Genomic DNA, 21,437 nt, shown 5'->3' on the forward strand with positions numbered 1-21,437 from the left:
TGGTGCGAGGTGCGGTGCGGGCGGCGCGGCGTCAGCCGCGGCCCTTCGGGTCGAGGACGTCCCGGAGGACGTCGCCGAGCGTGATCATCGCGAGGACGGTCACGGTCAGGAAGATGCTCGGGAACAGCAGCATGTGCGGGGACGTCTGGAAGTAGGTCTGCGCGCTGGACAGCTGCAGCCCCCAGGAGATCGACGGGGCGCGCAGGCCCAGGCCGAGGAACGTCAGCGTCGACTCGGAGACGATGACGCCGCCGACCATCGTGGTGGCCACGGCGAGCACCGGGCCGATCGAGTTGGGCAGCACGTACCGCGCGATGATCCGGCGGTCCCGCAGGCCCATCGCCTTGGCGGCCTCGACGTACGGGGCGTCCCGGACGGCGCGGACCGAGCCGCGGACGAGCCGGGCCATCGTCGGCCAGGAGAACAGCGCGAGCACCAGGGCGACCGTGACGGCGGACCGGGTGCCGATCGAGGTGAGCACCACGACCGCGCCGAGCAGGAACGGGAAGCCGAGGAACACGTCGGTCAGCCGGGCGATCAGCCGGTCGGCCAGCCCGCCATAGAACCCCGCGGCGGTGCCGACGACCAGGGCGACCAGCAGCGCGACCGCGGTTGCGAGCACGCCGACCGTGAGCGAGGCCTGCGTGCCGTAGATGACGTTGGCGTACACGTCGCAGCCCTGCACGTCGGTGCCGAACACGTGCTCGCCGCCCGGGCGCAGCGCGCTGTCGGCCAGGTCGCAGGCCCGCGGGTCGGGCTGGCCGAACCAGCCGGCGAACCACGACGGGGCGACGGCGATCAGCAGCAGCACGCCGAGCACCCCGGCGCACAGCCAGAACAGCGGGCGGCGGCGCAGCGTGCGCCAGACGCCGCGCGGCGCCGCAGGGGCGCCCGCGTCGACCTCGGTGGCCGCGGTCGCGGTGAGGGTGTCACTCATGGCGGATCCTCGGGTCGAGCACCGACGACAGCAGGTCCACGACCAGGTTCGTCAGCAGGAAGATGATGATCAGCGCGGTGGAGACGCCGACGACGGTCGGCCCCTCGTGCGCGCGGATCGCCTGGAACAGCAGCTGGCCGACGCCCGGCAGGTTGAACACGCCCTCCACGACGACGGTGCCGCCGAGCAGGTAGCCGAGGTCGATGGCCAGGAAGGTCAGCACCGGGATCGCGGAGTTCCGCATCACGTGCACGCCGACGACCTGCCGCTCCCGCAGGCCCTTGGCCCGCAGGGTCCGCACGAAGTCGGACTGCAGGGTGTCGACCACCGAGCCGCGCATCAGCCGGGTGACCGACGCGAGGCCGAACACGGCGATGACCGCCGCGGGCAGCAGGTAGGAGGTCGGCCAGCCGTCGCTCGTCCCCGCGACCGGGAACCAGCCGAGCCGCACGCCGAGCACGAGCTGCGCGGTCACCGCGACCACGAACACCGGGATGCTGGTCGCGAGGATGGTGCCGGCCAGGACGAACCGGTCGCCGGCGCGGCCGCGGCGCAGGCCTGCGAACAGACCGAGCAGCACGCCGAGGACGACCTCGATCCCCCACGCGGTGAGCGCCAGGGTGATCGTCACGGGCCACCGGGACTCCATGCGGCCGGCGACGGACTGCCCGCTGAAGTTGGTGCCGAGGTCGCCGGTGAACAGGCCGCCCAGGTACCGGGCGTACTGCTGGAGCACCGGCTCGTCCAGGTGGTACCGGGACCGCAGCTCGGCGACGACGTTGTCCGGCAGCGGCCGGTCGCCGCCGAGGGACCGGATCGGGTCGCCGGGCAGCGCGAACACCATGAGGTAGATGACCAGCGTGACGCCGAGGAACACGATCAGGAGCTCGACGGCGCGGCGCACCGCGTACCGGCTCACGACGCGCCGCCCGCGGTCCGCGCCGCCAGGACTTGCGACATGGCCAGCGTAGCGCCGTACTGCACGCCGACCAGCTGCTCGACCGGCAGCACGGTCAGGCCCGTGAGCGAGTCCGCCTCGGCGACCCAGCCGTCGTAGACCTCGCGCGCCCGGTCGGCGACCCGCCGGACCCGCGCCGTGGCGATCCCGGCGTGCACCTCCGCGTCCAGCGCCCGCAGCAGCATGCCCCCGAACCGCAGCCGGAAGCACCGGACGACGTCCTCGTTGCTGAACACCTCGGCCGCGGTGGCGGCGCGGCGCAGCTCCGGGCGCTCGGCCCGCAGCAGCTCGGCGCGGCCGCCCTCGCCCATCATCGGCACGAACGACTCGCTCGCCCGCAGGAACGGCGAGCGCAGGCTGAGGTCGGGCCGGGCGTCCTCGAGCAGCGCGGTGAGGGTCGCGCCGAGGTCGACCAGCTCCTCGCCCTTGGCCCGCACCACGTCGGCGTAGTCCGCCGAGGTCGGGGTGGTGTCGTCGGCCAGCGGGTGCGACCAGTACGGCAGCTCCGCGACCAGGGAGACCGTGCCGTGCCGGCGCGCGTAGGCGCTGGACGACTCGCCGCCGACCATCGTCGCCGCGGCCATGCCCAGCGACTCGAGGTAGTCGTACTCCTCGCGGGTGCTGGACATGTGGAACACCGCGGGGGCGATCGACCGGATCGACGGGGACTCCGGCTCGCCGACGTCGAGCGGCAGGCCGAGCGTGCGGGGGACGGCGTGCAGCGCGTCGACGGCCCCCGGCACCTCCTCGGACAGGTAGTAGTAGACGCCGCCGAGCTCCGCGTTGTGCAGGCTGACCATGAGCTCCGGCCGCACGTCGTCGATCACGCGCATGAGCGCCTGGGTCTCGGGGATGACGTCGTCGAAGTACGCGTCCTTGTAGGCGAACGGGAACGTCCACTCGACCTGCTCGGACGGCGCGGGCCGGTAGAACCTCCGCGAGTACGCGGTGCGGTCCGACGGGTCGGTGAACCAGGACTCGTTCAGCCGGGTGCCGTCCGGGTCGATGCACGGGACCAGGTGCCAGGTGGCGCCGGACCGGACGAGCAGGTCCGGGTCGGCCACCAGCTCCGAGGCGAGGTGCTGGAGCGTCCGGAAGCCGATCGGCTCGTTCGGGTGCACGCCCGCGAACAGCAGGTGCGACCGCGGGCCGGATCCGACGCTGAACATCGGGATCGGCTCGCCGAGGCGGGAGGTGCCGATCCGCCGCTCGGTGACGAGCCGCGGGTGGTCGGCCGCGAGCGTGCCGAACCAGGCCAGCAGCTCGTCGACCGGGGGGAAGCCGGACATCGGGGGGACCCGGCGGGCCCGCTCGAGGACGTCCTCGAGCGAGCCCGCCGTCGTGGTGCCGTGGCTCATGCGCCCTCGGCGAGGACGACCTGGGTGTACGTCGGGTTGCCGACCGCCGACGTGGGCAGCTCGGCCACCCGGTCGGACACCACGTAGGAGTAGGTCTCGAAGAACAGCGGCGGGGCCGGGAAGTCCTCGAGGATCCGCTCCTGCACGGCCGCGTAGGCCTCGGCCGCGGCGTCCGCGTCCACCTCGGCGTCGGCGGCCGCGATCAGGTCGGTCACCTCGGGCTCGTAGTACGGGATGCAGTTCGGGCAGCCGCCGCCCTCGACGTAGAACGCCCGCAGGGTGTTCTGCTGGCTCGGGTACAGCGCGCCCCACCGGGAGAAGAACGGCCCGGCGATGTCGCCCGCGGTCCGCTTGTCGGCGAACTCGGCCCAGTCGGTGCTCGGGGTCGCGACCGCGTCCACGCCCAGGTTCTGCCGGAGCTGGTTGGCGATGGCCGTGTACAGCTCGTCCAGGCCGGAGCCGCCCGGGAAGTAGATGTCGATCGTGCCGTCGAACCCGCCGGCCTCCTCGAGCAGCGCCTTGGCGCCCTCGGGGTCGTACTCGCAGTACTCCGCGCAGATGCCCTCGGGCGTGCCGGCCTCGACGGCCGGGGTCAGCGCGGTGGCCGGCGTGAACAGGCCGCCGTAGATGACGTCGTTGATCGTGTCCCGGTCGATCGCCATCGAGATCGCCTGGCGCACCCGGACGTCCGAGTAGCGCGCGTCCCACAGCGGCAGGCCGAGGTAGGAGATGCCGGCGGCCTCGAACGTGTAGAGCCGGTCGCCGAAGTCGGCCGAGGCCTGGGTCTGGCGCGCCACCGGGACGCCCGCGACGTCGATGTTGCCGGCCTGGACGTCGGTGTAGGCGGTGGTGGTGTCGGTGTACGGCACGAACGTGATCGCGTCGACCGTCGGGGCGGGGCCCTGGTAGTCGGCGTACGCCGTGACGGTCATCTCCTCGTTCTCGGCGTAGTCCGTCTCGACCTCGAACGGGCCGTTGCCGACCGGGTGCACGTTGTACGCGTCGAAGTCGTCGAACGCGGACTCCGGCATCGGGTAGAACGCCGTCTGCGCCTGGCTGAGCTGCATGGGGAACTGGCCGTCGGGGCCGGTGAGCGTGACGGTGAACGTCGTGTCGTCGACCACCTGCAGGCCGGACATCTCGGTGGTCGTCGGCTCGCCCTCGGCGGGGTTGAGGTCGGCGTAGCCCACGACGTTCGCGAGCTGGCCGGAGTTCTCCCACGCGTTCGGGCCGTAGGCCACCGCGTTCCAGGCGTCCACGTAGGACTGCGCCGTCACAGGCGTCCCGTCATGGAAGGTCCAGCCGTCCTTCAGCGTGATCGTCCAGGTGGTGCCGTCCTCCGACTCGACGGAGTCGGCCGCGACGTACGTCAGCTCGCCGGCGTCGTCGATCCAGGTCAGCGGGGCCCAGACGGCCATGTTGAAGTCGAAGGCGATCGACTGGCGGCCGGGGATCAGCTGGATCGGGTCGGTCACGGCGACGCGGATCGCGCCGCCGCCCGAGCCCGTCGCGCTGGTGTCGGCGGAGTCGTCACCACCGCCGCCGGAGCAGGCGGCCAGGGCGAGCGCCAGCACGGCGGCACCGGCCGCGAGCCGGATCCGGGTCGTTCTCATGGGTCCTCCACTGCAGGGGGAGCGGCGGCTGGGCCGCCGGGGCGGGGGAGTGCACGGGGGAGCGGGGTCGGCGGCTCTGCCGGGTGGCCGGTCGCGCGGCGTCGGGGGTGGGACGGCGCGGGCCGGGGGCCGGGTCTGCGCCCGGCGGCGGTGCCGGACAGTCAACCCCGGCACCCCGTGGTGGAGTCAATAGCCGGGATGCTGAGAGTTCAGTAGGCAATGAAAGTTTTACGTGCGTGACACAGGGCGTGGGTGCCGCCCTGTGGGTGCGTGGTGGTTCGATGGGCCGCGTGATCCACACGACCGACTACGTGCTGACCGACGAGGGGCGCGTGCGCGACCTGGTGCGGGCCCACGGGTGGGCGACGCTGGTCTCCGTGACCGACGACGGGCCGGTGGCGTCCCACGTGCCGGTGCTGCTCGCCGAGGACGTGACGCTGCCGTCCGGCGCGGCCGGGGACGCGACGGCCCCGGCGGCTCCGAGGGCGCGGCCCGCCCGGGACGCGCACGGCCTGCCCGACCGGTTCACCGTGCCGGCGGCGCCGCTCGCGGTGCTCAGCCACCTGGGCCGGCCCGACGAGCTGCTGCACCAGGCCGGTTCCGGCCGGGAGCACCTGCTGGTCGTCGAGGGTCCGTACGGCTACGTGTCGCCCGGCTGGTACGGCTACACGCCCGCCGTGCCGACCTGGAACTACCTCGCCGTGCACCTGTACGGCACGCTCGAGCTGCTCGACCCCGAGGACTCCTACGCGGTCATGGGCGCGACCGTCGACCGGTACGAGGCGCCGATGCCCGATCCGGTGCGGATGCCCGACGTCGAGGGCTACGCGCGCCGGATCGCGCCCGGCGCCGTCGGGTTCCGGCTGTCGGTGACCCGGTGGCAGGGCAAGGCCAAGCTCAGCCAGGACAAGCCGCGCGCCGTCGCCGAGCGTGTGGTCGAGCACCTGGGCTCCGACCCGCATTACGCCGACCCGGCGCTCGCGGCCGAGATGCGGGCGGAGCTCGACCGCCGCCCGGACTGGACCTGACCCGCGCCTGACCCGCGCATGACCCGGGCCCGCGTCGCCGCCGGCCCTCCTCCCGAACGGAGACCCACCGCCGTGAGCACCGCACCGCTCGTCCTGACCCACGCCCGCCTGGTGGGCGCCGCCCGCACCGTCGACGTGCTGCTGCGCGACGGCCGGGTGCACGCCGTCGGGCCGGACCTCGCGCGCGGCGCCGGCGCGGGCGTCGAGCAGGTCGACCTCGGCGGTCGCACCGTCATGCCGGGCCTCTGGGACGCGCACACCCACATGACGCAGTGGGCGCTCGCCCGGCAGCGGCTCGACGTCTCGGCCGCGACCTCCGCGGCGCACGCGATCCGGATCGTGCTCGACCGGCTCGCCGCGCGGCCGCTCACCCCGGGCACCGCGCTGGTCGGCTACGGGTTCCGCGACGGGCTGTGGCCGGACGCCCCCACCGCGGAGCTGCTCGACGCCGCGGTCGGCGACGTGCCGGTGATCCTGGTGTCCGGCGACCTGCACTGCGCCTGGTTCAGCACCGCCGGCCTGCGGTACGCGGGCGTGCCCGCTCACCCGACCGGGCTGCTGCGCGAGGCCGAGTGGCTGCCGCTGACCAGCGTCGTCGACCACGTACGGGACGACGTCGCCGACGCGTGGGTGGCCGAGGCGTCCCGGGCGGCCGCCGCGCGGGGCGTGGTGGGCGTGGTCGAGCTCGAGATCACCGAGAACCTCACGCCGTGGCGCCGCCGGATCGCCGCGGGCAACGACGCGCTCCGGGTCCGCGCGGGCGTCTGGGAGCCGTACCTGGACCGCGTGCTGGCCGAGGAGCTGCGTTCCGGCGACGTGGTCGTCGGCACCGGCGGGCTGCTCCAGCAGGGCCCGCTCAAGGTGGTGACGGACGGGTCGCTCAACACCCGCACCGCGTTCTGCCACGACCCGTACCCGGGCCTGTCCGGCGCCGACGCGCACGGCGTGCTGTCCGTGCCGCCCGAGCACCTGGTCCCGCTCATGGCGCACGCGACCCGCAAGGGCCTGACCTGCGCCATCCACGCGATCGGCGACCACGCGAACACCCTGGCCCTGGACGCGTTCGCCGCGTCCGGCGCCCGCGGGTCCGTCGAGCACGCCCAGCTGCTCACCGACGCCGACGTGGCGCGGTTCGCCGCGCTCGGCGTGGTGGCCTCCGTGCAGCCCGAGCACGCGATGGACGACCGCGACGTCGCCGACCGGCACTGGGCCGGGCGCACCGGGCGGGCGTTCGCGCTGGCCTCGCTCGCCGCCGCGGGCGTCGAGCTGGTGCTCGGCTCGGACGCGCCGGTCGCCCCGCTGGACCCGTGGGTCGCCGTGTCCGCGGCCGTCGAGCGGACCCGGGACGGGCGCGAGCCGTGGCACCCGGAGCAGCGGCTCGACCTGCTCACCGCGCTGCGGTCGTCGGTGGACGGGCAGCCGCTGACGCTCGCGGTCGGGGCGCCGGCCGACCTGGCGGTGCTCGACGCCGACCCGCTGTCCGCGGGGGCGCCGCTGCGCGAGATGCCGGTCGCGGGGACGCTGCTGGGCGGCCGCTGGACGCACCGGGCGTTCTGACGACGGCCGGGCCCGGCCACCCGGCAGGGTCCGGCGCTGCCCTCAGGCCTCGGCGACCACCTCCGCCGTCCGCACCACGCGGGCGAACCCGCCGCCGTGCAGGCTGGTGGCCGTCGCGCGGGTCAGGTCCTCCGCGGACAGCACCGCGCCGTCGGGGCCCGCGAGGTCGAAGGTGTGCGCGGCGTCGATCGGCAGCAGCACGTCGTAGCCGAGGTTCCCGGCCATCCGCGCGGTGGTCTCGACGCACATGTTGGTCTGGATGCCGCAGAGCACGAGCTGCCGGATCCCGGCACCGGTCAGCCACGCGTGCAGGTCCGGCTCGCCGTAGAACGCCGAGTTCACCGACTTCGTGACGTGCAGCGCGGCCTCGACGCCGGCGACGACGGGCTTGAGCTCGTAGCCGGGCGTGCCGGCGTGCAGGGGCGGCGAGGTCCGGGAGGCGTGCTGCACGACCACGACCGGGCGGCCGGTGCGCCGCCACGCGTCGACGAGGGCGCCGATGTTCCGCTCGGCGTCGGGGTTGTCGCGCCGGCCCCAGAAGGCGGCGTCGTCGAAGCCCTGCTGCACGTCGATCACGACCAGGGCGGCGTCGGGGGAGAGGTCCATGGGGGGAATCGTGCTGGTCGAGCGGCCGGGCCCGACAGTGGCGTGGGCGCCGTTCTCCGTCGATCCCCTGCCACGGCACGCCCCCCGGGTGACGCCCACCCACCCGGACGGCGTCGACCGATCGGGTGGTCCGCCCAACGGGGGTGGGTGCTACCACCCAGACGTCCCAGGACACGCGGGCTACCGGGTCGTAACGTCCCCGCACATATGCACTCTGACCTGCACGTCCTCGCCCCCCACGGCATCGGCGGCCGCACCGCTCTCGGGTACCACCCCCGGGACGGCCGCCCCGTCGCGTGCTGGGTCGTGCACCCGACCCGCCGCGAGCCCGGGGTCGTGCCGCGGCTCGAGCGGTACGCCGCCGCGCTGGGCCTGTCCGACACCGACGCCGCGGCGCTGCGCGAGGTCGACGACTACCGCGCGTCCCTCACCGCCGCCGGCGGCTGGGCGACGCTCTGGGTCGGGGACGAGACCGAGCTCGCGGCCGAGCACGACGACGCCTGGCTGGACGCGCTGCTGGACCGCGGCTGGGCCGTGGTCGTCGTCGGCTACTCGACCGACCTCGCCACCTCGGACAACCCGGCGATCATGGCCTACCTGACCGGCGGCGGGAACGCGCACGTCGGAGTGGTCCGCGCCGCCTGACGGACGCGCGCGCGGAGGCACCCCGCGGGATCGGTACGCTGTGACCATCCCCACCGCCGCGAACCAGGGAGCTCACCCGTGGGACGAGTCGTCGTCGATGTGATGCCCAAGCCGGAGATCCTCGACCCGCAGGGCAAGGCCGTCGCCGGGGCGCTGCCGCGGCTCGGTTTCGGCCAGTTCACCTCCGTCCGCCAGGGCAAGCGGTTCGAGCTCGAGGTCGACGGCCCGGTCACCCCCGAGGTGCTGGCCGCTGCCGCCGAGGCCGCGACCCAGGTGCTGTCGAACCCGGTGATCGAGGACGTCGTCCGCGTGGCCGACTCCGAGGCCGACGCGGCCGGGACCGTGCTGTCCGAGGGCCTGGCCTGATGACCAAGATCGGCGTCGTCACCTTCCCGGGCACCCTGGACGACCGCGACGCCGCGCGCGCCGTGCGCCTCGCCGGGGCCGAGCCCGTCGCGCTCTGGCACGCCGACGCGGACCTGCGCGGCGTCGACGCGGTGGTCCTGCCCGGCGGGTTCTCCTACGGCGACTACCTGCGCGCCGGGGCGATCAGCCGGTTCGCGCCCGTCATGGGCGAGGTCGTCGAGGCCGCCGGCAAGGGCATGCCCGTGCTCGGCATCTGCAACGGCTTCCAGGTCCTCACCGAGGCGCACCTGCTGCCCGGCTCGATGATCAAGAACGACCACCTGCACTTCGTCTGCCGCGAGCAGGTGCTGTCCGTCGAGCGGGCCGACACCGCCTGGACGAGCGAGTACGCCGCGGGCGAGCGGATCACGATCCCGCTCAAGAACCAGGACGGCCAGTACGTCGCCGACGAGCACACCCTCGACGAGCTCGAGGGCGAGGGCCGGGTCGTGTTCCGCTACGAGGACGTCAACCCGAACGGGTCGCGCCGCGGGATCGCCGGCATCAGCAACGCGCGCGGCAACGTCGTCGGCCTCATGCCGCACCCCGAGCACGCCGTCGAGGCGGGCTTCGGCCCGGACGGCGCCCGCGGCCCGCGCTCGGGCACGGACGGCCTGCGGTTCTTCACCTCGGTGATGCGCGCGCTCGTCTCCTGACCCGCGCGCCCGGCGCCCCGGACCCCGCGGGTCCGGGGCGCTCCTGCGTCCCGGGCGCCGCCCGCCCCGCTGCCGCCCGCCCGCTGCCTGCCGCCTGCCCGCCCTCCTGCCGCCCGCCGCGGCGCCGAGTGCCTATCGGACACGTCCACTGCCTACCCAGTGGATAGGCAGTCGACGTGTCGGATGTGCACTCGCGGGCCGGGCCGGGCTGGGGCCGGGCCGGGGCAGGGCGGGCCGGGCCGGTCACGTGCGCCCGGGATGTGGACACGGTGCTGCCTCGTCCGGCGGGGCGCAGTTAGGCTGCCCGCGTGTTCCTGAGCCGGGTGTGTTGTCGCTGAGCTGACACCCTCGCGCGCCCGCGGCCGGACGGCCCTCGCCGCGCACCCGCCTCACCCCGAGGACACCACCCCCATGGCTCAGCCCGTGCTGGACCGCGCGCTCGCGGTCGCCACCCGTCACGTCCCCGCCGCCGCCCGCCGCGTCGTCCCGACCCGCCGCGCGCTCGCCACCCCGGCCCCCGCGCCCGCCACCCCGGACCTCGCCCCGGCCCCCGCGCCCGCCACCCCGGACCTCGCCCCGGACCTCGCCCCCGCCGCCCCGGACCTCGCGCCGGCCTCGGCACCCGCCGCCCCGGCCTTGGCCCCCGGTCGCGCCTCGGCGTCCCCGCTCCGGTCCCCCGCGGATCCTCGGGACGCCGCCCGATCCGTGGGTGCACAGCGCGAGAACCGGGTGGGAACCAGCGCCCCGACGGCGGCGGACCGGCCCGCGCCGGACGCGGAGCGCGCGCCGGTCGTGCACGTCGGAGCCCCGGCCTACGGCGTGCGGACCGTCGAGGCCCGGCCGGAGTCGGAGTCGGGGATCGCCGTGGCCGCCCGCACCGCCGACGCCATCCGGCTCGGCTTCTCCGTCGCGGTGCCCTCCGTCGGGGCGCTCGCCCGGGTGGCCGCCCTCGTCGAGGACGCCCTCGCCGAGGTCGGCCGCGACCGGTCCGCGGTCCGGGTGCTGCTCGACCTGGAGGTCGTGCTCGCCGGTGACGAGCGCACCGCCCGCCGCAAGCGGTCGCACCTGGAGTACCTCGACGCGCTCGCCGGCCTGTCGTGGGCGCCCGCCGACACCCGCGTCGTCACGACCGCGGACCGGCTCGTCGCCGAGGTCGGCGAGGTGGCCCGGCGCGCGGGCGTCGACGGCGTGGTCCTGCACCCCCTGGCCGGCGGCGCCGAGGTCGAGGCGGAGCTCCGCGCGCTGGTGGCCTGACCTCCGGCGCCCGACCCCGGCCGGCCCCGACGGTGGAAGGTTGTGACGGACACGCCGATGGCGTGTCCGTCACAACCTTCCACCGTGCAGCGGCACCGACACCGACCCAGGGCCCGGGCGAGGGCCCGACCCGGGAGGCCCGGCTCGGGGCCGTCGGCCGTCGGTCGTGACCGTGGCTGTCGGTACGGTGGGCTCCCATGACACGGGTGTGGCAATGGTCGGTCCTGGGCGTGCTGCTGCTGGCCGTGTGGCTGGTCGCGCTCACGGGGGCCGGCGACCCCGAGGTCCGTGCCGGGTTCCTCGGGTACGCGGTGCTGATCCTCCTGCTGGGCGCGGTGCCCGCCGCGCTGCTGGGCGGCCTGGTCGGCGCCGGGGTGCTGGCCGTCGCACGCCGCCTGCCGCCGGCCGGTGACCCCCGCCGCCCCCGCGCCCGGCTCGTCGCCGTCGCGGTCACGGGGGTGGGATCGACCCTCCTGGGCGCGGTCCTCGCCACCGGCGGAGTCGCGGTGGCGTTCGCGCCCGCGGTGCTCGGGTGGTCGGCGCTGCTCGTCGGCCTGCCGCTGACCCTCGCGGCGGCGACCGCCTGGGCGCGCTGGCGCCCGGAGCGGGACCGCCCCCGCCGTCCGGCGCCCGAGGGCACCTACCCCTGATTCCGGGGGTCCGACGTGCGAGGACGCCGGGGTTCCGCGACCCTCGGTCCCATGCTGAACGGCTGGCCGCTCGTCGTCATCGGCGTCGTCGCGGCGGTCGCCGGGCTGGCAGGGGTGCTCGGTCGCCTCGACCGCACGCGGTTCGCGCGGTACAGGCGCCACGGCGAGCCGACCCGGCGCCAGCACATGATCCTGCAGCGGCTCGGCGGGGGGATGTTCGTGCTGGTCGGTGTCGGTCTCGTGATCGCCGGAGTGAACGACCCCTGACGGCCGGGCCGCGTCCGTAGCCTCGGCGCGTGACGAGGCTCCGGCACTGGGCGCTGCTGGGCGTCGTCCTGCCGCTGTGGCTCGCGGTGGTGCGCGCCGCGGGGGTCCTGGGCTGGCACCTCGGCCTTGCGGACTGGCTCGTGCTCGTGGCCTTCTGGACGGCGATCACCCTGGTGCCGGTCCTGGTGCCCTGCCTCGCCGTCGCGCTGCTGGTCGGGGCCGGCGTGCTGGCCGTGGGCCGGCGTCTGCCGCCACCCGGGTCCCGGGCCCGTACGGTCGTCGTTGCGGCGGGCACGCTCGCGGTCGCCGCCGTGGCGACCGTCGGCGGGATGTGGCCCCAGGCGGTGTTCTCCGCGCCCCTCGACCTGGTGCCCGTCCCGCGGGTGCTCGCCGCCGCGGTGGCCGCCGGCGCGCCACTGGTGGTGGCGGCCGTCGTCGCGTGGCGGCGCAGCGACCGCATCACGCCGCTGCCGCCGCTGCCGAGCCCGTGGGAGGACGGCCCGGCGACGTGACCGCCGCCGGGCCGCCCCCGCCGTCAGCCGCCCAGCGTCCCGAGGGCCTGCTCCAGGTCGTCGGCCAGGTCGTCGACGTCCTCCAGCCCCACCGACAGCCGCACCGTCGACTCCGCGATGCCGACCGCAGCGCGCCCGTCGGGGCCGAGCTTGCGGTGCGTCGTCGTCGCCGGGTGCGTGACCAGCGACTTCGCGTCGCCGAGGTTGTTCGAGATGTCCACGACCCGCAGCGCGTCCAGCACGCCGAACGTCAGCGCCTTGGCCTCCGCGGGCGTCGACCCCTCCGGCACGCGCAGGTCGAGCGTCACCACCGTGCCGCCGCCGGACTGCTGCGCGAGCGCGAGGGCGTGCTGCGGGTGCGAGGGCAGGTACGGGTACCGGACCTGCGCGATCACCGGATGCCCCTCCAGCCGGGTCGCCAGCTCCAGCGCGGACGCCGTCTGGTGCCGGACCCGCAGCGACAGCGTCTCCAGGCCCTTGAGCAGCACCCACGCGTTGAACGCCGACAGCGACGGCCCGGTGTTCCGGATCAGCGTCTGCACCGGCCCGTGCACGAACGCGTCGGTGCCGAGGATGGCCCCGCCGAGCACCCGTCCCTGGCCGTCGATGTGCTTGGTCGCCGAGTACACGACCACGTCGGCGCCGAAGTCGAGCGGCCGGGACAGCACGGGCGTCGCGAACACGTTGTCCACGACGACGACCGCGCCCGCGGCGTGCGCGAGCCGGCTGACCGTGGCGATGTCGACCAGGTCCTGCATCGGGTTGGACGGCGTCTCGAAGAACACCACGTCCGCGGGCGTCGACAGGGCCTCCTCCCACTGCGCGGGCACGTGGCCGTCGACGTAGTCGGTGCGCACGCCCCACTTGGCGAGGATCTCGTCGAAGATCACCACCGACGACCCGAACAGCGCGCGCGCCGCGACCACCCGCGAGCCCGACCGGACGAGCGCGGCGAGCGCGGTGAACACCGCCGACATGCCGGACGCCGTGGCGTAGCAGGCCTCGGCGCCCTCGAGCAGCCGGAGCCGCTCCTCGAATGTCGACACCGTCGGGTTGCCGTACCGGGAGTACAGGAACCGGTCGGCCTCGCCCGCGAACGCCGCCTCGGCGTCGGCGGCGCGGGAGTAGACGTAGCCCTGCGTGAGGAACAGCGCCTCGGACGTCTCCTGGAACGGCGTGCGGACGTGGCCGCCGCGCACGGCGAGCGTGTCGGGGCGCAGGGACTCCCGGGGAAGCCGCTCGTCGTGCCAGTCCGCCGGTCCGGGAGCGGCGCTCACGCCTCCCGCCACGGCAGGCCGGCCGCGCGCCAGCCCTGGTGGCCCCGGCGGCCGTCGGGGCCGACGTCGCCCTCGAAGCCGGTGAGCACGTTGTACGCCGGGCCGAGGCCCGCGGCGGTCGCGGTGACCGCGGCGGCGACGGAGCGCACGCCCGACCGGCACAGGAACACCACGGGGCGCGGGTCGTCCGCGGTCACGCCGGCGGCGGCCAGACCGTCGAGGAACGCCGGGTTGGGCCGGCCGAACGCGTCGGTCCACTCGACGAACGCCGTGCGGCCCTCGCCGGCGTCGGCGGTGTCGGGGACGCCGATGGTCTGCCACTCGCCCTCGGTGCGGACGTCCACGAGGACGGCGCGCTCGTCGGTCAGCAGCAGGTCCCAGGCCTCCTGCGGGGTGAGGTCACCCGCGTACGGCGCGGTCACAGCGGGCGCACCGGGGTGCTCGGGGCGGCCGCGGCCGGCAGCACGACGGCCTGCGCGACGATCACGCGCTCCCCGTCGAAGGTGGCGGCGGGCCCGCCGTGCAGCTCGTAACCCTCGGCCAGGGCGGCGCTGACCCGCTCGCAGAACGAGCGGTCGTCGGGCCCCGTCAGCAGGCGGTAGCGCAGGCGGTCGTCGGTGTCGGTCATGCCTCTCCTCCATCGGATCTGGCGGAAGCACCCTCGGCCGGCCCCGGTGGGGGTCCGCGGGTTGCTGCGGCGTCGACGAGCCAGATCTCTCGGCCGCTCTGGATGGTGCGGCGATGCTACGCCATCGCCCGGACCAGGATGACCGCCCGGCCGCGCCCGGGTGAACCCGTGTCGCACCGTGGACCACGGTTGACACCTGCGCGCGGGCCGCCGCATCCTCGGACGAGGTCATGAGCGCCAGCGCGAAGCCCCGGCTCGCTGGCCGGCAACCCTCCCTCCGCGGCGGGGTGCCCCGGGTGACGACCTGGCCGTCCACCGACCGGTGGCCGGCAAGCGCGGGGTCGCCCGGTCGGCGACCGGGCCCCCACCGATCCGCTCGGGGGTAGTCCCATGTCCGTCACCGCCACCACCTCGTGTGCCGAGACCGCCCTGCTGCCCGTCGTCGGCGGGGACACGCGCGTCCCTCTGGTCGACGGCCGGTCCGTGCCGTACGCGAACCTCGACTACGCCGCCTCCGCGCCGGCGCTCGAGTCCGTCGCCGCCCGCGTCGTCGAGGTGCTGCCGCTCTACGCGTCGGTGCACCGCGGCGCCGGCTACCTGTCCCAGGTGTCGACGGCGCTGTACGAGGCGTCCCGCGCGACGGTCGCCCGGTTCGTGGGCGCGCGCCCCGACGACGTCGCGGTGATCACCCGGAACACCACCGACGCCCTGAACCTGCTGGCCGGCTGCGTCCCCGACGGCGGCCGGGTGCTCGTCCTGGACGTCGAGCACCACGCGAACCTGCTGCCCTGGGTGCGCTCGGTCCGGGGCTCCGGCCGCACAGCGACGATCCTGCCGTCGGCGTCGACCGTCGCCGAGACGCTGACGGCGCTGCGCACCGAGCTCGCCCGCCAGCCGTACGCGCTCGTCACGCTGACCGGGGCGTCGAACGTCACGGGCGAGGCGCTGCCGATCGCCTCGGTGGTCGCCCTCGCGCAGGAGGCCGGCGCCCGCGTCGCCGTCGACGGCGCGCAGCTCGTGCCGCACCGGGCGTTCTCGCTCGCGGCCAGCGGCGTCGACTACGTCGCCTTCTCCGGGCACAAGACCTACGCGCCGTTCGGCGCGGGCGCCCTGGTGGGCCGGCGCGACTGGCTCGACGCGGGCACGCCGTACCTGGCCGGCGGCGGCGCCGTCCGCGACGTGCGCACCGACAGGACGCTGTGGCAGCCGGCGCCCGCGCGGCACGAGGGCGGGTCGCCCAACGTGCTCGGCGCCGTCGCGCTGGCGGAGGCGTGCGACGCCCTGGACGCCCTGCCCGCCGGGGCGCTGGTCGAGCACGAGCGCGCGCTGCGCGAGCGCCTGGTCGACGGGCTGGCCGCGATCCCGGGGGCCCGGGTGCTGCGGCTGTGGTCCGACTCGACCGACCCGGTCGGCGTGGTCGCGTTCACGCTCGGCGACCACGACTCCGGCCTGGTGGCCGCCTACCTGTCCGCCGAGCACGGCATCGGCGTGCGGGACGGGCGGTTCTGCGCGCACCCGCTGCTGGCCCGGGTCGGGGTGACGGGCGGGGCGATCCGCGCCTCCGTCGGGGTCGGGACGACCACGGAGACGGTCGACCGGCTGCTCGCCGGGCTGCACGCGTACGTCACCGAGGGTCCTGCGGCGTCCTACGAGGTCGTCGACGGCTGCTGGACGGTGGCGGACGACACCCGGCCCCGGCCCGCCGTGACCGGCATCGACGCGATCGCGGCGACCGCCGCGGCGGCCTGCGGGCCGGCCGTCGAGGACTGAGAACCCGGCGCCGGGCGGCCCGCGCAGGGGGCGGGTCGTCCGGGGCCGCGGGGCGTCGTCAGCGGACGACGACCCCGAGGTGCGCCGCCAGCGCGCCCGCCAGGTCGAGCAGCTGCGCCTGGCTGATCGTCGCGCCCTTCAGGCCGGCGGTGCCGTCGATGCCGGCGAGCTCCGCGCCGCGCAGGTCGACGTCCTTCAGCTGCGCCCGGGTCAGGTCCAGCCGCCCGACCCGGCAGTCCTCCAGCCGGACCCGCGCCGCACGGACGCCCGCGAGGTCGAGGTCGCCGATGGTGCAGCCGACGAGGCGGACGTCCTGCAGCCGGGCGTCGCGCAGGTTGAGGTAGTCGATCTTGCCGCCCTCGACCGTGACCCGGTCCCAGGAGCCGCCGAACGCCTCGAGCGCGCCGAGCCGGCAGCCCTCGAGCGTGACGTCGCGCCACGTGCCCGAGCGGGCGCGGAGCATCCCCGCCCGGCACTCGGCGAGCGTGGTGTCGACGAGGTGGGCGTGGTCGAGCTCCGCCCCATCGAGGTCGCACCCCCGGAGCAGGCACTTGATGAACCGGGCGCTCTCCGCGTCGGCGCCGGCGAGGTCGAGGCCGTCGAGCAGGAGGCGGTCGTAGTCGCCCTCGGGCTCGACAGGGCCGGGGTACGGGTCGAGGAGGTCGGTGCGCGGGGCGGGCATGGGTCCAGCCTCGCACCCCGAACCCGGCTGTGGACGACGGTCGATCGGGGTCCCGGGGCCTCTAGCGTGGTCGGCATGGCGGCGGGAGCGGCGGTGACGCAGGCGGCGCCGGCGCTCGGGACGGCCGAGTGGCTGGCGGAGTTCCTGCTGTCCCCGGGGCCGGCGGCGCTGGCGGCCGTGCTTGCCGCGATGCTGGGTCTTGCCGCGGCGCAGGCACGGATCCGCGCCGACCGGGCAGCGGCTGTGGCGACGAGGAGGCACACCGCGTGGCTCGCGTCACGGGAACGCGAGGGCCAGGAGCGGGACCGTCGCCGGGCGCAGTGGTGGGAGTCGTACACCTGGGTGGTGGAGCGCCTGGACGGCACCGAGGACGAGGCCCTCGGCCCGGTGCCCAAGGCGCTGGCCGCGGCCGCAGACGACCCTGTGCGGTCGGCGCTCGCGACAGTAACGTGGGAGCAGATCACCGAGCCGGAGGGAGCGGGACGATGACCCCCGACCAGCAGCGGTCGAGCAGCGGCGGCCGCCGCCCGGTGAGCCCGGAGTTCGCCGCGGAGGCACGCGAGTACGTCCGGCGGCTGTCGGAGGGCGGCGACCTGTGGCAGCAGGCCGTGGACCGCGACCGCGAGCGACGCGAGCGGCTGGAGGAGGCGACCCGGCACGAGATGGAGATGGAGCGGTTCTGGACCGCCGAGTACGAGCGCCTCACCCGCGGCGGCCCGATCCGGCGGATGCTCCGCGCCCTGTTCACCTAGGCACCCCGCACCCGCCGGACCGCGCCGGCCTCACCCTCGCCCCCGCACCTCCGCCGTCAGGTGCGGCTTCCGGCGCTTCGCGTCCCACGCCGTCACCGACCACGCCGCGTCCCCCGTCGCCGCGACCCGTACCACCGGCGTCGACGGCAGCAGGACCGGCGACGCGAACTCCACGTCCCAGTCGTACGCCTCCCCGCGCCGGGCGCCGACCGCGGCGAGCGCCCGCGCGGCGGTGAGCATCCCGTGCGCGATGGCCCGCGGGAACCCGAGCGCCCGCGCGGTCAGCGGGTGCAGGTGGATGGGGTTGGCGTCGCCCGACACGGCGGCGTACCGGCGGCCCGCCCCGGCGTCGAACGCCCACCGACCGGTGGGCACGGGCGCGACGAACTCCGGGCGGGCGCCGTCCTCCGGCTCCGGCCCGGGCACCCGGACCCCCGGCGCCAGGTAGGTCGACACCCCGCGCCAGGCCGGCGGCTCGTCGGCGGGCGCGCCCGCGCGGCGCACCTCGGCGATCAGCTCGACCTGCGCGCCTTTGCGGTGCGGCCGCAGGTCCTCCGCCCAGGACCGGATGTCCAGCGTGTCCCCGACCCGCAGCGGCGAGTGCTGCTCGACCCGGTTGGCGAGGTGCACGATGCCGAGCGGCGGCATCGGGAAGTCCGGCCGGACGATCAGGGCGATGCCGACCGGGAACGCGAGGACGTGCACGAAGCCCGCGGGCAGCACGTCCGTCGCGGGCTCGCCGACCAGGTGCTGGTAGGCGGTGAGCCGCGCCGGGTCGGGGACGACGCCGCCGAGCCGGTGCTCGACGCGCGGCAGCGCCGGGGCGGCGCGGGGACCCTCACCGTTCGGGGCCCCCGGGATCCCCGGCACCCCGCCCAGCGCCCGCCGCACCGGACCGCCGACCGCCGCACGTCCCGAGGCCAGCCCGGCGCGCGCGTACAGCCCGCCGAGCCCGGGCGACTCCGCGAGCGTCAGCACCCGACGCCGGGCGGCCCCGGCGGACCCGGCCGCGCCGGCTGCCCCAGCGACCCCCGGCGCCCCCGGCCCGCCCGGCTCTGCGTCCCGCTCCCGCGCCTCGACCGCCGTCACCGGCCCACCATGCTCTGCCCGCACACCCGCAGCACCTGCCCGACGACCCCACCCGCCTGCGGCGACGCGAGGAACGCCACGGCCTCCGCCACGTCCACCGGCAGCCCGCCCTGCTGGAGCGACGACAGCCGGCGCGCGACCTGCCGGGTGAGGGCCGGCATCCGCGCGGTCATCTCGGTCTCGATGAACCCGGGGGCGACCGCGTTGGCGGTGCCGCCGAACGCGGCGAGCAGCGGCGCGGTGGCCTGCACCATGCCGATGACCCCGCCCTTGGACGCGGCGTAGTTGCTCTGCCCGCGGTTGCCCGCGATGCCCGACGTCGACGCGAGCGACACGATGCGCGGCGCGTCGGCGAAGTCGCCCGAGGTCAGCAGGGCCTCGTTGATCCGGAGCTGCGCCGCGATGTTCACCGCGATCACCGACTCCCAGCGGTCGGGCGTCATGTTGGCGAGCAGCTTGTCCCGCGTGATGCCGGCGTTGTGCACCATGACGTCGAGCCGCGCGTGCCGCCCGAGCGCGTGCTCGAGGATCCGGGCGCCGGCGTCGTCGGCGGTGACGTCGAGCTGCAGCGCCGTGCCGCGGACCCGGTTGGCGACGGCGGCCAGCGCCTCGCCCGCGGCGGGCACGTCGACGGCCACGACCGTGGCGCCGTCCCGTGCGAGGGTGGTCGCGATGGCCTCGCCGATCCCGCGGGCGGCGCCGGTCACCACGGCGACCCGGCCCTCCAGCGGCCGCTCCCAGTCGGCGGGCAGCGTGCCGGCCGCGGAGTCGACCGGGAGCAGCTGGCCGTCGACGTAGGCCGACCGGGCGGACAGCAGGAACCGGAGCGCGCCGAGGACGGCGGGGGCGGTGACCGGCACGTCGTCGGCCAGGACCACGCCGTTGCCGGTGGCCCCGGCGCGGAGCTCCTTCGCGATCGACCGCAGCGCGCCGTCGACGCCCTGCCGCGCGGCGGCGAGCGCGGGCGCCTGGTCGGGCGTGGCGCCCCGGGACACGGTGACGACGCGGCCGCCCGGCGCGAGCGTCTTGAGCACCGGCGCGAGCGCCAGCAGGGGCTCGGCCAGGTCCCGCGGGTGCGCGACCTCGGTCAGGGCGAGGACGACGGCGGCGAACCGGGTGCCCTCGCCGGCGTGCCGGCGCACGTCCAGGTCCCACCCCTTGTGCTCGGGCGAGGTGCCGGCCAGGAAGTGCGCGAGCGTGTCGGCGTCGCCGCCCTCGCCGAGGACCAGCACCGGGCCGTCGACGAGCGGGGTGCCCGCGCGGTACCGGCGCAGCCGCGCGGGACGGGGGAGGCCGAGCTGCTTCGCGACCTTGGCGGTGAACCCGCTGTTCACCAGGTCCAGGTAGGTGTCGGTCGCCATCACACCGCCTCCAGGATCGCCGCGACCCCCAGGCCGCCCGCGGCGCACACGGACACCAGGGCGCGGACCGGCCGGTCCTCGCCGGCGGCGAGCAGCTCGGCGCGGCGCCGGTGCAGCGTCTTGGCGACCGTCGCCACGATCCGGCCGCCGGTCGCGGCGAACGGGTGCCCGGCCGCCAGCGAGGAGCCGTGCACGTTGAGGCGCTCGCGGTCGACGGTGCCGAGCGCGTCGTCCAGGCCGAGGCGGGACAGGCAGAACTCCTTGTCCTCCCAGGCCGCCAGCGTGGTGAGTAGCGTGGACGCGAAGGCCTCGTGGATCTCCACGTAGTCGAGGTCGCCGAGCCCGAGGCCCTGCCGGGCGAGCAGCCGCGGCACCGCGTACACCGGCGCCATCAGCAGCCCGTCCTCGCCGTGCACGAAGTCGACGGCGGCGGTCTCGGCGTCGACCACGGCGGCGAGCGGGGTCAGCCCCCGGGCGTGCGCCCAGTCCTCGGACGCGAGCAGCACCGCGGACGCGCCGTCGGTGAGCGGCGTCGAGTTGCCGGCGGTCATCGTCGCCGGGGTGTCGAGCCGGGTGCCGAACACCGGCTTCAGCTTCCCGAGCTTCTCCAGCGAGGTGTCCGCGCGCAGGTTCTGGTCGCGGACGAGGCCGCGGTACGGGGTGACGAGGTCGTCGAAGAAGCCGTCCTCGTAGGCGGCGGCGAGGCGCTGGTGGCTGGCGAGCGCGACCTCGTCCTGCGCCTGCCGGGAGATGCCCCACTGCGCGGTGGTGAGCGCCTGGTGCTCGCCCATCGACAGGCCGGTGCGCGGCTCGTCGGTCCGCGGCGTCGCCGGCTTGAGGTCGCCGGGCCGGAGCGCCGACGCCGCCTTGAGCCGCTGCGGGACCGTCTTCGCCCGGGCCAGGGTCAGCAGCGTCCGGCGCAGGCCCTCGCTGACCGCGATCGGCACGTCCGACGCGGAGTCGACGCCGCCCGCGACGCCCGACTCGACCTGGCCGAGCCGGATCTTGTTGGCGATCGACACGACCGCCTCGAGCCCGGTCGCGCACGCCTGCTGCAGGTCGTACGCCGGGGTGCGCGCCGACAGCGGCGAGCCGAGCACGGCCTCGCGGGTGAGGTTGAAGTCGCGGCTGTGCTTGAGCACGGCGCCGGCGACGACCTCGCCCAGCACCTCGTCCTGCAGCCCGTACCGGGCGACGAGCCCGTCGAGCGCGGCCGTGAGCATGTCGAGGTTGCTCACCCGCGCGTACGGCCCGCCGGCCCGCGCGAACGGGATCCGGTTGCCGCCGACCACCACGGCGCGCGTGCCGCCGGTCGTCGTGGCTGCCGTGGGTGAGCTGGGGGTCGCTGCCATCGGGGTCCTCCCGCATCGTCGTCGATCAGGGTGGTGCCGGTCGGGTCCTGCCCGCTGCGGCCGGGGAAAGTTGGGACCTC

General features: G+C 75.9%; 24 protein-coding genes and 2 riboswitches. Of the genes, 12 read left to right on the plus strand and 12 right to left on the minus strand.

From position 1 onward, the window contains the following. Nucleotides 1-31: 31 nt before the first annotated feature. From KVT14_RS04305 to KVT14_RS04320, 4 genes are read right to left on the minus strand one after another with little or no spacing between them, the layout of a single operon-like run. On the minus strand, nt 32-937 hold the full coding sequence (locus KVT14_RS04305; RefSeq protein WP_217614531.1) for an ABC transporter permease: 906 nt from the start codon (nt 935-937) through the stop codon (nt 32-34). Next, nucleotides 930-1,856, minus strand: a complete 927-nt coding sequence (locus tag KVT14_RS04310; RefSeq protein ID WP_217614532.1) for an ABC transporter permease — start codon at nt 1,854-1,856, stop codon at nt 930-932. The genes KVT14_RS04305 and KVT14_RS04310 overlap by 8 nt, the downstream gene beginning before the upstream one ends. Then, nucleotides 1,853-3,253, minus strand: coding sequence for a M14 family zinc carboxypeptidase (locus KVT14_RS04315; protein WP_217614533.1), 1,401 nt, complete (start codon nt 3,251-3,253; stop codon nt 1,853-1,855). The genes KVT14_RS04310 and KVT14_RS04315 overlap by 4 nt, the downstream gene beginning before the upstream one ends. Further along, the gene (locus KVT14_RS04320; protein WP_217614534.1) at nt 3,250-4,866 is read right to left on the minus strand and encodes an ABC transporter substrate-binding protein; all 1,617 of its coding nucleotides are present in this window, start codon (nt 4,864-4,866) and stop codon (nt 3,250-3,252) included. The genes KVT14_RS04315 and KVT14_RS04320 overlap by 4 nt, the downstream gene beginning before the upstream one ends. A gap of 290 nt (nt 4,867-5,156) precedes the next feature. Here KVT14_RS04320 and KVT14_RS04325 point away from each other — a divergent pair, with 290 nt between their 5' ends. After that, nucleotides 5,157-5,894 (plus strand): FMN-binding negative transcriptional regulator, encoded by a 738-nt coding sequence (locus KVT14_RS04325; RefSeq protein WP_217614535.1) that lies wholly within the window; start codon nt 5,157-5,159, stop codon nt 5,892-5,894. 72 nt (nt 5,895-5,966) lie between these two features. Next, nucleotides 5,967-7,451, plus strand: a complete 1,485-nt coding sequence (locus tag KVT14_RS04330) for an amidohydrolase family protein (protein ID WP_308160885.1) — start codon at nt 5,967-5,969, stop codon at nt 7,449-7,451. Between the two features lie 42 nt (nt 7,452-7,493). Here the strand turns inward: KVT14_RS04330 and KVT14_RS04335 are convergent, their stop codons facing one another. After that, on the minus strand, nt 7,494-8,057 hold the full coding sequence (locus KVT14_RS04335; RefSeq protein ID WP_217614537.1) for a cysteine hydrolase family protein: 564 nt from the start codon (nt 8,055-8,057) through the stop codon (nt 7,494-7,496). A gap of 207 nt (nt 8,058-8,264) precedes the next feature. Between KVT14_RS04335 and KVT14_RS04340 the strand changes: the two genes are divergently transcribed. The 7 genes from KVT14_RS04340 to KVT14_RS04370 all read left to right on the plus strand — a co-directional run bounded on the left by KVT14_RS04340 (nt 8,265) and on the right by KVT14_RS04370 (nt 12,446). Continuing rightward, nucleotides 8,265-8,702 carry a hypothetical protein gene (locus tag KVT14_RS04340; protein WP_147794597.1) on the plus strand — a complete coding sequence of 146 codons (438 nt, stop codon included), beginning with the start codon at nt 8,265-8,267 and terminating at the stop codon, nt 8,700-8,702. A gap of 78 nt (nt 8,703-8,780) precedes the next feature. Continuing rightward, the gene (gene purS / locus KVT14_RS04345) at nt 8,781-9,068 is read left to right on the plus strand and encodes a phosphoribosylformylglycinamidine synthase subunit PurS (RefSeq protein WP_154729127.1); all 288 of its coding nucleotides are present in this window, start codon (nt 8,781-8,783) and stop codon (nt 9,066-9,068) included. Next, nucleotides 9,068-9,763 carry a phosphoribosylformylglycinamidine synthase subunit PurQ gene (gene purQ / locus KVT14_RS04350; RefSeq protein WP_217614538.1) on the plus strand — a complete coding sequence of 232 codons (696 nt, stop codon included), beginning with the start codon at nt 9,068-9,070 and terminating at the stop codon, nt 9,761-9,763. Before purS ends, purQ begins: the two co-directional genes overlap by 1 nt. A 411-nt stretch (nt 9,764-10,174) precedes the next feature. Next, a complete protein-coding gene (locus KVT14_RS04355) occupies nt 10,175-11,017 on the plus strand; it encodes a hypothetical protein (protein ID WP_217614539.1) in 843 nt (280 codons plus the stop codon). 197 nt (nt 11,018-11,214) lie between these two features. Continuing rightward, complete coding sequence (locus tag KVT14_RS04360; protein ID WP_217614540.1) at nt 11,215-11,667, plus strand: hypothetical protein; 453 nt, start codon at nt 11,215-11,217, stop codon at nt 11,665-11,667. A gap of 51 nt (nt 11,668-11,718) precedes the next feature. Continuing rightward, on the plus strand, nt 11,719-11,934 hold the full coding sequence (locus KVT14_RS04365; RefSeq protein WP_217614541.1) for a hypothetical protein: 216 nt from the start codon (nt 11,719-11,721) through the stop codon (nt 11,932-11,934). 29 nt (nt 11,935-11,963) lie between these two features. Beyond that, nucleotides 11,964-12,446, plus strand: a complete 483-nt coding sequence (locus KVT14_RS04370; RefSeq protein ID WP_217614542.1) for a hypothetical protein — start codon at nt 11,964-11,966, stop codon at nt 12,444-12,446. A 23-nt stretch (nt 12,447-12,469) separates the two neighbouring features. Here the strand turns inward: KVT14_RS04370 and KVT14_RS04375 are convergent, their stop codons facing one another. The 3 genes from KVT14_RS04375 to KVT14_RS04385 are packed head-to-tail and all read right to left on the minus strand — an operon-like array spanning nt 12,470 to nt 14,351. Beyond that, nucleotides 12,470-13,723 carry an O-succinylhomoserine sulfhydrylase gene (locus KVT14_RS04375; RefSeq protein WP_308160886.1) on the minus strand — a complete coding sequence of 418 codons (1,254 nt, stop codon included), beginning with the start codon at nt 13,721-13,723 and terminating at the stop codon, nt 12,470-12,472. Further along, nucleotides 13,720-14,145 (minus strand): rhodanese-like domain-containing protein, encoded by a 426-nt coding sequence (locus KVT14_RS04380; protein ID WP_217614544.1) that lies wholly within the window; start codon nt 14,143-14,145, stop codon nt 13,720-13,722. Before KVT14_RS04380 ends, KVT14_RS04375 begins: the two co-directional genes overlap by 4 nt. Continuing rightward, entirely contained in the window at nt 14,142-14,351 is a 210-nt protein-coding gene (locus KVT14_RS04385; RefSeq protein WP_147794585.1) for a DUF1737 domain-containing protein, read from the minus strand. The genes KVT14_RS04380 and KVT14_RS04385 overlap by 4 nt, the downstream gene beginning before the upstream one ends. A 6-nt stretch (nt 14,352-14,357) precedes the next feature. Further along, nucleotides 14,358-14,460, minus strand: a riboswitch (SAM riboswitch). 117 nt (nt 14,461-14,577) lie between these two features. Next, a riboswitch (SAM riboswitch) is annotated at nt 14,578-14,693 on the plus strand. 48 nt (nt 14,694-14,741) lie between these two features. On the opposite strand from KVT14_RS04385, the gene KVT14_RS04390 reads away from it, so the two are divergent. Then, a complete protein-coding gene (locus KVT14_RS04390; protein WP_217614545.1) occupies nt 14,742-16,121 on the plus strand; it encodes an aminotransferase class V-fold PLP-dependent enzyme in 1,380 nt (459 codons plus the stop codon). A gap of 58 nt (nt 16,122-16,179) precedes the next feature. Here KVT14_RS04390 and KVT14_RS04395 read toward each other — a convergent pair whose 3' ends face one another. Beyond that, nucleotides 16,180-16,803, minus strand: coding sequence for a pentapeptide repeat-containing protein (locus KVT14_RS04395; RefSeq protein ID WP_217614546.1), 624 nt, complete (start codon nt 16,801-16,803; stop codon nt 16,180-16,182). Nucleotides 16,804-16,878: 75 nt separating this feature from the next. Here KVT14_RS04395 and KVT14_RS04400 point away from each other — a divergent pair, with 75 nt between their 5' ends. After that, a complete protein-coding gene (locus KVT14_RS04400) occupies nt 16,879-17,292 on the plus strand; it encodes a hypothetical protein (RefSeq protein ID WP_217614547.1) in 414 nt (137 codons plus the stop codon). Then, nucleotides 17,289-17,555: a hypothetical protein gene (locus tag KVT14_RS04405; RefSeq protein ID WP_217614548.1), complete on the plus strand. Its 267-nt coding sequence runs from the start codon at nt 17,289-17,291 to the stop codon at nt 17,553-17,555. The genes KVT14_RS04400 and KVT14_RS04405 overlap by 4 nt, the downstream gene beginning before the upstream one ends. A gap of 30 nt (nt 17,556-17,585) precedes the next feature. On the opposite strand, the gene KVT14_RS04410 is transcribed toward KVT14_RS04405, so the two are convergent. From KVT14_RS04410 to KVT14_RS04420, 3 genes are read right to left on the minus strand one after another with little or no spacing between them, the layout of a single operon-like run. Further along, nucleotides 17,586-18,644, minus strand: a complete 1,059-nt coding sequence (locus KVT14_RS04410) for a MaoC/PaaZ C-terminal domain-containing protein (protein ID WP_308160887.1) — start codon at nt 18,642-18,644, stop codon at nt 17,586-17,588. Next, nucleotides 18,641-20,005 (minus strand): 3-oxoacyl-ACP reductase, encoded by a 1,365-nt coding sequence (locus KVT14_RS04415; protein WP_217614549.1) that lies wholly within the window; start codon nt 20,003-20,005, stop codon nt 18,641-18,643. The genes KVT14_RS04410 and KVT14_RS04415 overlap by 4 nt, the downstream gene beginning before the upstream one ends. Beyond that, on the minus strand, nt 20,005-21,357 hold the full coding sequence (locus KVT14_RS04420) for an acetyl-CoA C-acetyltransferase (protein WP_217614550.1): 1,353 nt from the start codon (nt 21,355-21,357) through the stop codon (nt 20,005-20,007). The genes KVT14_RS04415 and KVT14_RS04420 overlap by 1 nt, the downstream gene beginning before the upstream one ends. Between the last annotated feature and the right edge of the window lie 80 nt (nt 21,358-21,437).

Source organism: Cellulomonas sp. GbtcB1 (assembly GCF_019091725.1).
In the GTDB taxonomy this organism is placed as follows: domain Bacteria; phylum Actinomycetota; class Actinomycetes; order Actinomycetales; family Cellulomonadaceae; genus Cellulomonas.

Coding starts and splice junctions, on each gene's coding strand:
- KVT14_RS04305 (WP_217614531.1), bottom strand. CDS start 937: ATGAGTGACACCCTCACCGCGACCGCGGCCACCGAGGTCGACGCGGGC.
- KVT14_RS04315 (WP_217614533.1), bottom strand. CDS start 3,253: ATGAGCCACGGCACCACGACGGCGGGCTCGCTCGAGGACGTCCTCGAG.
- KVT14_RS04320 (WP_217614534.1), bottom strand. CDS start 4,866: ATGAGAACGACCCGGATCCGGCTCGCGGCCGGTGCCGCCGTGCTGGCG.
- KVT14_RS04335 (WP_217614537.1), bottom strand. CDS start 8,057: ATGGACCTCTCCCCCGACGCCGCCCTGGTCGTGATCGACGTGCAGCAG.
- KVT14_RS04340 (WP_147794597.1), top strand. CDS start 8,265: ATGCACTCTGACCTGCACGTCCTCGCCCCCCACGGCATCGGCGGCCGC.
- purQ (WP_217614538.1), top strand. CDS start 9,068: ATGACCAAGATCGGCGTCGTCACCTTCCCGGGCACCCTGGACGACCGC.
- KVT14_RS04355 (WP_217614539.1), top strand. CDS start 10,175: ATGGCTCAGCCCGTGCTGGACCGCGCGCTCGCGGTCGCCACCCGTCAC.
- KVT14_RS04360 (WP_217614540.1), top strand. CDS start 11,215: ATGACACGGGTGTGGCAATGGTCGGTCCTGGGCGTGCTGCTGCTGGCC.
- KVT14_RS04365 (WP_217614541.1), top strand. CDS start 11,719: ATGCTGAACGGCTGGCCGCTCGTCGTCATCGGCGTCGTCGCGGCGGTC.
- KVT14_RS04385 (WP_147794585.1), bottom strand. CDS start 14,351: ATGACCGACACCGACGACCGCCTGCGCTACCGCCTGCTGACGGGGCCC.
- KVT14_RS04390 (WP_217614545.1), top strand. CDS start 14,742: ATGTCCGTCACCGCCACCACCTCGTGTGCCGAGACCGCCCTGCTGCCC.
- KVT14_RS04395 (WP_217614546.1), bottom strand. CDS start 16,803: ATGCCCGCCCCGCGCACCGACCTCCTCGACCCGTACCCCGGCCCTGTC.
- KVT14_RS04400 (WP_217614547.1), top strand. CDS start 16,879: ATGGCGGCGGGAGCGGCGGTGACGCAGGCGGCGCCGGCGCTCGGGACG.
- KVT14_RS04405 (WP_217614548.1), top strand. CDS start 17,289: ATGACCCCCGACCAGCAGCGGTCGAGCAGCGGCGGCCGCCGCCCGGTG.
- KVT14_RS04415 (WP_217614549.1), bottom strand. CDS start 20,005: ATGGCGACCGACACCTACCTGGACCTGGTGAACAGCGGGTTCACCGCC.
- KVT14_RS04420 (WP_217614550.1), bottom strand. CDS start 21,357: ATGGCAGCGACCCCCAGCTCACCCACGGCAGCCACGACGACCGGCGGC.